An 11,624-nucleotide genomic window follows, 5' to 3' on the forward strand; every position below is an offset into this window, starting at 1 on the left:
GCGGGCCCGGACCACGCGAAAGCCCACGGACACGGGGGTCGCGCCCGTTCTGGACGGCTATCCGAAGGCGACCGGACTATTTCGTAGGTCGGGCGAGCGGCGGTATAATGGATCGCCGCTTCGATAAGCTAGTCCGCCGTCCGCCCGCGCTTGCGCACGTACATGGTGGCGTCGGCCTCGGCCAGGGCGGTTTCCGGATCGGCGCCGGGTTCGATCTGCCGCACCCCGGCGGTGATGTGCAGCGGGGCCGACCAGTCGCCGAAGGTGACCGGCGTCCTTTCGATCACCTTGACCAGACTGTCGGCTTTGGCCTTCGCCGTTTCCAGGTCGGCCTGCACCAGGATGACCGCGAACTCGTCGCCGCCCAGGCGACCGACGATGTCGCTGTCGCGCACATTGGCGACGAGGCGCTCGGCCACCGCCTTCAACGCCGCGTCGCCGGCCGCGTGGCCGAAGCGGTCGTTGACGCTCTTGAAGCCGTCGAGATCGAAATAGACCAGGGAGGCGTCCGCCCCGTACCGCTGTGCAAACGTCGAAATCCGCCCGAGCTCCCGCATGAAGGCCCGCCGGTTCAGCACCGGGGTCAGCACGTCGCGATCGGCCAGCCCTTCCAGCTCCGACAACTGCCCCTTGAGGCGGCCGACCTCGCCGCGCAGCTCGTCGATTTCACCGAGCAGGGTCTTCAACGCCCCCTGCACGCTGGGGGTCAGTTCGGCTTCGGTGAGCCCCAGGAAGCCGGCCTTGTCGGCCTCCGACGCCTGGCCGGTGACCTGGGCCCCGGCCGCCGTCAGGGCGCGCCGACGGATCGCCGAAAAGGCCTCCGCTCTCGCGCCCGATATCTTCATGTCAGAATCACCTGATCTACCCGCCCGACGATGATTCTGATCCATCGGTTGCGGCGCAACAAGGCCTGCTATACTCCGCCCCTTTCCTTCTGAGGATGTGACATGAGCGCAGCGCCGGTGGCGATCATCATGGGCAGCCGGTCCGACTGGCCGACCATGAAGCATGCGGCCGACAGCCTCGACGCGCTGGGCGTGGCCTATGAGGCGAAGGTCGTCTCGGCCCACCGCACCCCGGATCGCCTCTACGCCTTCGCCAAGGGGGCTCGGGCGGCGGGACACAAGGTGATCATCGCGGGGGCCGGCGGCGCCGCCCACCTGCCGGGCATGACCGCCTCGATGACCGATCTGCCTGTCCTCGGCGTGCCGGTCGAGAGCAAGCTGCAGAACGGTTTGGACAGCCTGCTGTCCATCGTCCAGATGCCCGGCGGCATCCCGGTCGCCACCCTGGCGGTCGGCGTGGCCGGGGCCAAGAACGCCGGCCTGCTGGCCGCCCAGATTCTCGGCCTGTCCGACCCCGCCCTGGCCCAGCGCCTGGCCGACTACCGCGCCCGCCAGACCGACGCGGTCGCCGAAACCGTGGAAGACTGATGACTTTCCCCCTCGCCCCCGGATCCACCATCGGCATCCTCGGCGGGGGACAGCTGGGCCGCATGCTGGCGCTGGCCGCCGCCCGGCTCGGCCTCGACGTCGTCATCTATACCCCGGACGAGGACAGCCCCGCCTCCCGCGTGGTGCGCGAAACCCTCGTCGCCCCCTATGACGAGCCGGTCAGCCTCGCCGCCTTCGCCCGCCTCTGCGACGTCGTCACCTATGAGTTCGAGAACGTCCCCGCCGCCACGGTCGATAGCCTGATCGCGCTCGGCGCCGACGTCGCCCCCGGGCCGAAGGCGCTGGCGGTGGCGCAGGACCGGGTCAGCGAAAAGACCTACCTGAACAGCGTCGGCGCTCCGACCGTCGCCTTCGCCGCCATCGACGCGCCCGCCGACATCCCCGCCGCCGCCCAGGCGCTGGGCCACCCCTGCCTCCTGAAGACCCGCCGCGAGGGCTACGACGGCAAGGGCCAGACCTGGATCGAAAAGCTGGCCGACGAGGCCGCCGCGTATCAAACCATCGGCGCCAAGCCCGCCATCCTCGAAGCCCGCGCCGACTTCGTCCGCGAACTCTCGGTCATCGCCGCCCGCGGCCGCGATGGCGAAACCGCCATCTACCCCCTCGGCGAGAACCATCACGAGGGCGGCGTCCTGCGCCGCACCGTTGCGCCCGCCGCCGCCGACCAGGCCCTGTTCGACCAGGCCGAACGCATCGCCCTGCAGATCATGGATGGCCTGGACTACGTCGGCGTCATCGGCGTCGAGCTCTTCCAGCTCGCCGACGGTCAGCTGCTGGTCAACGAGATCGCCCCCCGGGTCCACAACACCGGCCACTGGACTCAGGACGGCTGCGCGGTCGACCAGTTCGAACAGCACATCCGGGCCATCGCCGGCTGGCCGCTCGGCTCGACGGCGGCCCTGGCCCGGGTCGAAATGCTCAACCTGCTGGGTGAGGAGGTCGATACCTGGCCCAAACTCGCCGCCGACCCGGACGCCCGCCTCCACCTCTACGGCAAGCGCGAAACCGTCCCCGGCAGGAAGATGGCCCACGTCAACCGGATGCGCGGGCCGCTCTAGGCGTCACGACCGCCCATAGCGCATCGTGGCCAGGGCGCCGGCCACTTCCCGGGCCAGATCGACGGCGCTCAGCCCCGCCTTCCACTTTTCGAAGTCCATGACGTTCTGGATACGGGCGTCGAGATAGGCCAGGGCCGCCTCTCGCCCCGACGCCAGGTCGATGGCCGTCGTCGAAACCAGGATGGCCGACAGGATGGCCCGCTTGGAATAGTGATTCTCGTCCGTCGCCGTATCGCCGGCCCAGCGCCACAGTCCGTCGGCGCTCTCCCAGACCAGCCGCAAGGCCAGCGGCAGGTTGAGCGGCAGGGCCAGGTAGCCGGCCCAGCGGCGCAGCGCCTCGCGATCAGAGGCCGCCGCTTCCAGCCGCGCCTCGACGGCGGCCCGGATGCGCTGGCGAATCTTCAGGCCTTCCGGGGCCGGCAGGGCGGCCAGGGCCACGGCGTCATGGCGCCGCGACAGCAGGGCGGCCAGGTCGCGCGGCCCGTGCGGCAGCAACAGATCGGTCTCGCCGGCGGTCAGGCCCGCCTTGCGCCCGGCAGCCAGGGTCATCGGCCGCGTCCAGCCCATGTGGACGCACAGGGGCAGGGCCTCGTCGAGGATGCGGGCCTCGGTTTCGGAGGCCCAATCTTTGGTGTTGGCGGTCGTTTCAGCGGCGGCGGTCATGACCCTCACTCTATACCGGCCTGTGGCGGGCTGGCGACAAGCTGTTGATCCGACTCATTGATTGTCGCCGAACCGTGGACAAGGCCGCGAGCCTCTGCTATCCCGCGCGCCTTGCTCCGACCGGGTTTTCTCTGTCGGGGTCCGCAGATATTTGTTTTCGACCGCCCTGCCGCGCAGGCGTGCGGCGGGCAGCCGAAGGAGAGATACCCCTGGTTCAGATTTTCGTCCGCGACAACAATGTCGACCAGGCGCTTAAGGCCCTGAAGAAGAAGATGCAGCGCGAAGGCTCGTTCCGCGAGATGAAGCGCCACGTCCACTATGAAAAGCCTTCGGAAAAGCGCGCTCGCCAAAAGGCCGAAGCCGTCCGTCGCGCCCGCAAGCTGGCTCGCAAGCGCGCCCAGCGTGAAGGCCTGATCGCCGCCCCGAAGAAGCCCCCGGGCCGGTAGGCGCGACGCTTCCGCGTAAGTTCGAAAGGGCCGTCCTTCGGGGCGGCCCTTTTGCTTTGCGTCCGACCCAAGCTAGGTTCGGGTTGGACGATGGGAGGACGGGCGTGCGGGTCGTGCTGGCGGCAATGGACGAGGCCTTGGCCGCAGCCTGGGAAGCGGCGTTCGCGGAATTCGACGAAGTTCAGGTCCATCGCGGCTCGATTCTGGATGTCGAGGTCGATGCGCTGGTCAGTCCAGCCAACAGTTTCGGCTTCATGGACGGCGGGATCGACGCCCTCTACTCGGAACACTTCGGCTGGGATCTTCAGCTCCGCCTTCGCCGCGCCATTCTTGAGCAGCATGCGGGCGAACTGCTCATCGGTCAGGCCGCTGTGGTCCCGACGGAGAACGACCGCCACCCTTGGCTGATCGCAGCCCCGACCATGCGAGTGCCCATGGCGCTGGGGCGAGAGACTGTGAACCCCTATCTCGCCACCCGAGCGGCGCTGTTGCTGGCACGGGACGGGAGAGTGGGCGATGGCATCAAGTCGCTCGCCTTTCCGGGTATGGGGACCGGCGTCGGCCGGGTGCCGTCGCAGCTCTGCGCCCGTCAGATGAGGGCGGCCGTCGAAACGGTGTTGAGGTCGCCAGCGAAATTGCCGCAAAGCTGGGCCGAGGCCAGCGAGGATCACCAACTCCTCTATACCGACAGACCCACCCGCCTGCAGTACTGAGTGCTCAGCCCCCCTTGATTCGCACCCGCGCCTTCGCCTCCCGGCCCGCCTTGTCGATCACCTTCACGGCATAGAATCCCGGCGCGGCCGGGCGCCAGATCGGCTTGCCGGTGACCGGTTCGACCGGGATCGGCTCGCCGTCGATGTACCAGCTCAGGCCCTCGCCGCCCGCCGCCAGGGCCAGGCCCCGTGAGCCCGGCCCGAAGGCCTCGACCTGCACGGTCGCCCTGTCTGGCGGGAAGATCAGGCGCGGACCGGCGTCGGCCTTCTCCAGTCTCTGCAGGCCTGCCGGCGCGGCCTTCGGCGCGATCGGCGGCGGGGCGGAGCGCTCTCCACCTACCAAATCTGCGACGTCGAACAGCAGCGGCAGCGAGGCTTCCCGTCCGGTCAGCCCGCCCCGCGCCCCGCCATCGGCGCGGCCGGTCCAGACGATGATGACATAGCCCCCGGCCACCCCCGCCGCCACGGCGTCGCGGAAGCCGTAGGAGGTGCCGGTCTTGAAGGCCAGGCCGGGCCCCCCGCGCGTCAGGGCGCTGGGGATGCGGCCCTTGGGGCCAGGCGCGTCGCGCAGGATGTCGAGCACGTCCGCCGCCGCCTTGGCGCCGACCAGACGCCGCCCGCCGGAGCGGCTGTTGCGCGCCGCGTCGCCTTGCGTGAAGGCCAGCGGCTTGGCCAGTCCCTCGTCGCCGAGCGCGCAGTAGAGCACCGCCAGGTCGCGCAAGGTGATGCCCTCGCCGCCCAGGGCGATGGCCAGGCCCGGGTCCGGTCGGCCGGTGTCGGGCCGCACCAGCTCGACGCCGACATTCTCCAGCCGCCCCAGGAAACTGCGCGGCCCGATCTTCTCCATCATCGCCACGGCCGGGACGTTGAGCGAATGGGCCAGAGCCTCCGACGCCGTCACCTCGCCCCGGAAGACGCGGTCGAAGTTCTCCGGCTGATAGTCCTTGAACCGGGTGGCGACGTCCTGGATGCGGGTGTCGGGCGCCGCCTTGCCGTCATCGAACGCCATCGCATAGATGAAGGGCTTCAGGGCCGAGCCGGGCGAGCGCACCGCCCGGGTCATGTCGATCCAGCCGCCCGGCCGGTCCAGCCCGGCCGAGCCGACCACGGCCCGCACCGCCCGGCCCTCGATCTCGACCACCAGAATGGCGGCGGTCGCCTCCGGCCCTTGACCGCGCGCGTAGGCCGCGGCCAGCGGCTCCAGCCGCGCCTGCAGGCCTGCGTCGATGGTCGATTGCACGGTCGCCGTCTTCTGGTCAGCCGCCCGAGCCAGCTGTCCGGAGATGTGCCAGGCGTTGGACGGGAAGGGGCTGCGGCGGGGCAAGGCCTCGGTCTCGGCCTCTTGGCCGGCGGCTTCGGTGATCATCCCCGCCCGGATCATCCGGCCCAGCACCGTGTCCCGCGCCCGGCGGGCGGTGTCGGGGAAGCGGTCGGGGCGGCGGCCTTCCGGCGCCTGGGGCAGGGCGATCAGCAGGGCCTGCTCGCCATTGGTCAGGCTCTCGGGCTCATGGCCGAAATAGCTCAGCGAGGCGGCCCGCACGCCCTCGAGGTTGCCGCCATAGGGGGCGAGCGTCAGGTAGAGGGCGAGGATTTCCCGCTTGGAAAGCCGCGCCTCCAACTGCATCGCCCGCACCATCTCGATCAGCTTGGAGCCGATGTTGCGTGGCCGCGGTTCCAGCAGCCGGGCCGTCTGCATGGTCAGGGTCGAGGCGCCGCTGGTAATGCGGCCCCGGATCGCTGCGCTGCCGACGGCGCGCACCAGCGAGATGGGATCGACGCCGGGATGCAGCCAGAACCGCTGGTCCTCGATGCGGATCACCCGCCGCTGGAAGGTCTTGTCGGTGCGCGACAGATCCGCCCGGATCCGCCAGCGGCCGTTCTCGACGGGGAGGGCTCGCAGCCAGGAGCCGTTGCGGTCGAGGGCGACGGGCGAGGAGCGTTCGGCGCGGCCCATGTCCGGCGGGAAGGCGAGGTCAAGGGTGATGACGACGGTCTGGAGGGCGACGAGGAGGATGAGCAGTCGGACGAACAGGGGGATAAAGTGTTCAGGGGGCCGCCGAGAGAAAGCCCTCCCCCTCGAGGGGGGAGGGTTGGGTGGGGGTGTGCCCCCGCTGTTGACGGGCGGGCTCACTTGGGCGCCGGCGCCCTAGCGAGCGCTTCCCCAAGGGCCGGTGCGAACACCCCCAACCCCGACCCTTCCCCCCTTGAGGGGGAAGGGAGACACCAACCTTCCGACACCAACACCTGCCACCTACCGCCCGACGATCGTCACCCGGCTCGCTCCGCCCCGCCCGTTGATCACCGGACGGTACATGTCCTGCGCCTGCGGGCCGGGGTAGAAGAAGTCGCCGGGCGTCACCGCCCGCGCCACATAGGCCAGGGCGAAGGGCTTGTTGCCCTCCAGGTCCATGGCCGCGATGTAGCGGTCGTCGCGGGATTCCTGCACATCGGCCCCGGTCAGGTCGCCGAGGAACTTGAACGGGCCGTCCTTGGCGTCTTCCGGCGACAGCACGGTCTCGATCTCGAACCCGGCCGGCAGCGGATCATCCACCACCAGGGCCATGGTCCGCCCCTGAGCCGAGCGGCCGGACAGCAGCACGATGATCCGGTCGCCCTGGATGACATTGCCAAGGTTCACGGCACCGCCCTGCATGGTGAACAGCTGCTTGCCGACGCTCACCCCGCTGGCCCCGGGACCCGGCGCCACCAGCGGCACACCCCGCACCGTCACGGTCCGCCACAGCGTCCCGCCCTTGTTGGTGAAGCGCGCGTCCTGCAGCTTGCCGACCGCCCAGCGGGGAACCCCGCCGGCCGGTTCCAGGCTGGTGGCTCCGACCGCCTCAATATTGATCGGCCCGCTGGCCTTCATCATCGCCGCGGCGGCCTGCAGCAGGCGGGCCTGCTCCTGGGTGTTCAGGCTGTCGGGATCGCGCACCACGCCGTCCAGCCGATCGACCAGCGACCGCACGATACCGGGCTCGCCCGCCTCATAGCCGTAGGCGATGACGGCGGCGATATCGCGCAGGGGGCTCTGGTACCAGTCCTGCTCGTCACGGTAGCCGAGCTTGGCCACCGCCGCCTTCAGCGCCGATCGCGCCCGCGCCTTGTCGCCCATCAGGGCCAGGCCGGCCGCCACCTGCGCCCGCGCCACCGGGTTGTCGTCCTTCTTCATCTGCACGTCGTGCCACCAGCGCAGCCGGGCCAGATCGCCCTGGCCGCCCTTGGCCAGCACATAGAGGGCGTAGGCCGAAGCCCGCGACCGCATGCGCTCGGTGGCCAGTTTCGACTCCGCCTCGTTGCGCGCCCACCAGACCGGATACTCGGTGCGATAGCCCACCGAGACCCAGCCGTCGGGCCGGCTGATCGCCCGCATGGCCGACATCGCTCGCGCTAAGGCGCTGTCCGGCACCGGCGCGCCGCGCGATTTCGCCTCGACCAGGAAGTCGGTGGCATAGGCGCCGAGCCAGGCGTCCGCCTCGCCGTCGCCCACCCGCCAGAGGCCGAAAGCGCCATCCAGCGTCTGCCGGTCCAGCAGCTTGCCGACCGCCTCGTTGAGCGCCGCGCTCGACTTCCTGTCCTTCGGGTCCGGCGCCACCTGCCGCGCATAGAGCAGCGGATAGGCCACCGACACCGTCTGCTCGGTGCAGCCGTAAGGATAACGCGACAACGCCGCCGCGATCGCCGCCGGGTCGAAACCCTTGAACGGCGAGTAGCTGACCTGCAGCGTCACATCCCCGGCCGCCATGCCCGACAGCAGGGCCGCGTCCGGCGTCCAGCTGGTTCCGCCCGCCTGTTGCTCGGTGGTGGCGCGGGTGATGGCGCCCCAGCCCAGGCGGCTCTGGATCGGATAGGTCTTGGCCGTGTTGAAGTCCGGCCCGGCCACCTTGAACGACACCTCGCCGACGCCGATGCGGTCCGGCGCCAGGAAGGGGATCTTCTCGGCGATCCGCTGGCCGAGGATCAGCCGCACCACCTTCTTGAATTGCATGACGATGCCGTTGGTGGCGCTGGTCTCGACGGTGTAGTCGCCGGCCTTGCCCTCGACATTGTGCAGCTCCAGCGTCGCCACCGGCCTGTCGCCGGGGCTGAGGAACCGGGGCAGGTTGAGGTCGGCCACCACCGGCTCACGCACCGTCATCGGCTTGGACGCCGACCCTACCGCCTCGTCGGTCCAGGCCACGGCCATGACCCTGAGCTCACCGTTGAAGTCGGCGGCCGGCAGCTTGACCGTCGCCTTGCCGAAGATGTCGGTCTCGACGATGCCGCTCCACAGCGCCACCGACTTGATCGGCGTGACCGTGAGGCCCTCACCGCCCAGCTGGTCGGCGCCGAAGTTGACGTTGGCCGGCGCCCCCAGGTTGGGATCCAGCAGCCGGCCGTAGTCGTCCATATAGTCGATGGTCAGGGCCCGCTTGCCGAAATACCACTTGGCCGGGTCGGGACTGGCGAACTTGGTCAGCCGCAGGATCCCCTCGTCCACCGCCGCGACGGTGACCTTGGCCCGCTGGCCGACCCCCAGACCCTTCACCTCCACCGGCACCACGACATCAGCCTTGGCGTTCAGCTTCTCGGGCGTGCCCAGTTCGACGGTCAGCTTCCGCCCCTTCGGGTCGAGCGGCACATAGAGCAGGCCCAGGGCCCGGCGCGGCTTGGGCGTCGCCACCGGATCGCGCGGCTGCACCACGCTGACCAGCACATAGGCCCCGCCGCCCCAGGCGGCGCTGGTCTTCAGCCGCAGGGTCGTGCCGCCGGCCGGGACGATGAACGTCCTGAAGTCGATCACCCGGTCGGTGGCCACCGCCACCTGGGCTTCGCCGGCGTACGGCGACTTGATGGTCAGGTCGATGGTGTCGCCCTGGCCCGGCGTCTTGCTGTTCAGCCCGATGCGCACGAAGTCCGGCGCTTCGCCGTCCTGCGCCGCCCCGCCCCAGCCCGAGGAGAAGCGGATCAGGGTCTTGGCGCCGTCCGGCCCCTCGATCTCCAGGCGATAGTCGCCCCATTCCAGATGCCGGCCGATCTTGGCCGGCGCTCCCGCGCCCACCGTGATCGTCTGCTTGCTGATCACCGCGTCGCGGCTGGTCCGCCGCCATTGCCAGCGGCCGTCCTGCTGGAACCAGTCGTAATCCCAGTTCTCGGAGATCAGGGTGTAGGTCGTGCCCGGCGCGGCGATCCTTGCCCCGGCTGCGTTGACCGCGATCACGTCGATGCCGACGCTCGGGTTCGACCCGCCACCCTCGGCCTCGTCGATCTTGACCCCGTAATAGAGCGGCTTGGTCCGCACCTTCAGGAACAGGCTCTCGCGCACCGGTCGACCGCCCGGCTCGAAGACGCTCGCCGTCACCGTCACCTTCAGCGGCGCGGCGGTATCCCCCGCCTCGGCCGAATTGATGGCCAGGATGGCCTTGCCCTCGCCGTCGGTCACCGATCCGCCCAGCTCCAGGAACTTCTCCTGGAAACCGTCTTTCTCGTTGCCCCAGCGATAGTCCTTGTAGGCCGGGAAGGGGTTGGGGTCGGCCGCCAGCCGCGCCTCGCCCTGCGTCTGCAGGCCAGCCCCGATGGCCCCGTAGAGGAACCGCGCGGTGACCGCGACATTGCGTGTCTCGCCCGCCGTCACCGGAACCTTCTCGTTGCCGGCCGTATCGACGGCCAGCCGCTGCGGCGCGAAGTCCTCGACCGAGAACGACAGCGCCCCGGCCTCGCCATCCAGCCCCTCGATGGTCAGGGTCGCCGTCCAGCGCCCGCGCGGCGCGCTTTTCGGCAACGCCACGTCATAGCTCACCGCCCCCTTGGGCGCCCCGTCGAAGGCGAACTTTTTGAACTCGACGCCGCTCGGCCGCTTCACCGTGATGACGCCCTTGCGGTTCTTCACCGCCTTCGACTGCAGATCGCGGATCATGGCGGTCAAATGCACCGTCTCGCCCGGCCGATAGATGCCGCGGTCGCCATAGAGGAAGCCGTCGACATCGGCGCCGGCGATCCGCCCGCCCGTCTCGTCCTCATCCGGCGCCGGCCCGCTGCGCCCGCCCACGCCCTGTTTCGACAGATCGACCGGCGAGCGGTCCAGGTCCAGCACCGCCAGGTCGCCCTGCGGCCCATAGGCCATGACCATCTTGGGCTTCAGCGCATTCTCGCCTTTGAGCAGCGGCCGCAGGAACCGCACCCGCCCGACGCCGTCCGTCTTCGCCTCGGCCAGGTCCTCGCCGTTGCGCGCCACCAGCGCCACCCGCACCCCGGCCATGGTCTTGGCGCTCTTCAGCGACCGCACCACCACGTCCAGGCTCTCGGCCCCGTCGTATCCGGCCAGCGCCATGTCGGTGAACATGATCCAGCGCCGCGCCTGGGCCGGATTGGTCCCCTCGCCCTCGCCGTCCTGCTTGACCCCGGCCGAGGCGTCCCGCGCCTTGATCACATAGCCGCCGGCCTTCATCTCCTTCAGCACCGCGCCCAGCGGGAAGACCGTGGTCACCCGCTCGCCCTGGCCGCCGCGCACCGCCACATCGCCCTTCCAGACCACCCGGCCCTCGTCATCGGGGCTGTCGTCGCCATAGTCCCCGGCCCAGTCGCCCTCGCCGGTCGGATCGGGCGCGCTGATCGACTTGCGCACCAGGTTCCGATCCGAAACCCGCCACACCTCGATGGCCAGCCGCGAGACATTGACCGTCTCGATCCCCACCCCGTCGCTGTCCTCGCGCGGCAGGATCACCCCGTTGCCGGCGAACCCGACATAGGGCGGCTTCTCGCCAAAGGTGAAGTCGACATCGGCATTGCTGGCCAGCTTGTCATTGCCCTTGCCGGGCAGGCCTTTCAGCAGCGTCACCCGCCGGTCATCGAAGCCCATGCCGGCGATGCACAGCTCGGTCTTCTTCTTCGGATTGACGCTGACCGCCGGCGTCCCGCCCAGGTCCGGGCTGACCAGCACATAGTCGCCATAGCTCTTGGCCTCGTCGAGCTCCCTCGACATCTCGACACAGGCCTTGGGTTCGCTGGCGCTGGTATCCAGCCGCGTCCGCCACACCGCAAAGCCATCGGGCTTGGGAATCCCCCGCCGCGGCGCATTGGCCCCCCGCGGCTTGCCGAACAGGTTCCAGGCCAACGCCCCCGGCGTCCGCCCGTTCTTGTCCACCGTCGCCACCGACCCGCCGGGCCCCGTGGCCCCACCGGTAAACACCCCCGTCGTGGCGGCCACATACCCGCCCCCGAACCCGACCGCGAGCATCGCCGCCGCGACGATGGCGACGGTGGGGGACAGGCCCTTGGGCATGGAGAAATTCATGCCCTCGAAGGGCGATT

General features: G+C 70.0%; 8 protein-coding genes. 4 read left to right on the forward strand and 4 right to left on the reverse strand.

Features of this window, described 5'->3' with window-relative positions; genetic code table 11:
* Positions 1-128: 128 nt before the first annotated feature.
* Positions 129-845 carry a GGDEF domain-containing protein gene (locus O5I81_RS01780; RefSeq protein ID WP_271067229.1) on the reverse strand — a complete coding sequence of 239 codons (717 nt, stop codon included), beginning with the start codon at positions 843-845 and terminating at the stop codon, positions 129-131.
* A gap of 102 nt (positions 846-947) precedes the next feature.
* On the opposite strand from O5I81_RS01780, the gene purE reads away from it, so the two are divergent.
* Complete coding sequence (gene purE / locus O5I81_RS01785) at positions 948-1,433, forward strand: 5-(carboxyamino)imidazole ribonucleotide mutase (RefSeq protein WP_271067230.1); 486 nt, start codon at positions 948-950, stop codon at positions 1,431-1,433.
* Positions 1,430-2,512 carry a 5-(carboxyamino)imidazole ribonucleotide synthase gene (locus O5I81_RS01790; RefSeq protein WP_271069085.1) on the forward strand — a complete coding sequence of 361 codons (1,083 nt, stop codon included), beginning with the start codon at positions 1,430-1,432 and terminating at the stop codon, positions 2,510-2,512. Before purE ends, O5I81_RS01790 begins: the two co-directional genes overlap by 4 nt.
* A 3-nt stretch (positions 2,513-2,515) precedes the next feature.
* On the opposite strand, the gene O5I81_RS01795 is transcribed toward O5I81_RS01790, so the two are convergent.
* Complete coding sequence (locus O5I81_RS01795; RefSeq protein WP_271067231.1) at positions 2,516-3,175, reverse strand: COQ9 family protein; 660 nt, start codon at positions 3,173-3,175, stop codon at positions 2,516-2,518.
* Positions 3,176-3,384: 209 nt separating this feature from the next.
* Here O5I81_RS01795 and rpsU point away from each other — a divergent pair, with 209 nt between their 5' ends.
* A complete protein-coding gene (gene rpsU, locus O5I81_RS01800) occupies positions 3,385-3,621 on the forward strand; it encodes a 30S ribosomal protein S21 (RefSeq protein WP_166573050.1) in 237 nt (78 codons plus the stop codon).
* Between the two features lie 104 nt (positions 3,622-3,725).
* The gene (locus tag O5I81_RS01805; protein WP_271067232.1) at positions 3,726-4,334 is read left to right on the forward strand and encodes a macro domain-containing protein; all 609 of its coding nucleotides are present in this window, start codon (positions 3,726-3,728) and stop codon (positions 4,332-4,334) included.
* 4 nt (positions 4,335-4,338) lie between these two features.
* Here the strand turns inward: O5I81_RS01805 and pbpC are convergent, their stop codons facing one another.
* Both pbpC and O5I81_RS01815 read right to left on the reverse strand, forming a co-directional pair.
* Positions 4,339-6,288, reverse strand: a complete 1,950-nt coding sequence (gene pbpC, locus O5I81_RS01810) for a penicillin-binding protein 1C (RefSeq protein WP_271067233.1) — start codon at positions 6,286-6,288, stop codon at positions 4,339-4,341.
* Between the two features lie 297 nt (positions 6,289-6,585).
* Positions 6,586-11,595: an alpha-2-macroglobulin gene (locus O5I81_RS01815; protein WP_271069086.1), complete on the reverse strand. Its 5,010-nt coding sequence runs from the start codon at positions 11,593-11,595 to the stop codon at positions 6,586-6,588.
* Positions 11,596-11,624: the final 29 nt, after the last annotated feature.

It is taken from the genome of Caulobacter sp. NIBR1757, assembly GCF_027912495.1.
Taxonomy (GTDB): domain Bacteria; phylum Pseudomonadota; class Alphaproteobacteria; order Caulobacterales; family Caulobacteraceae; genus Caulobacter.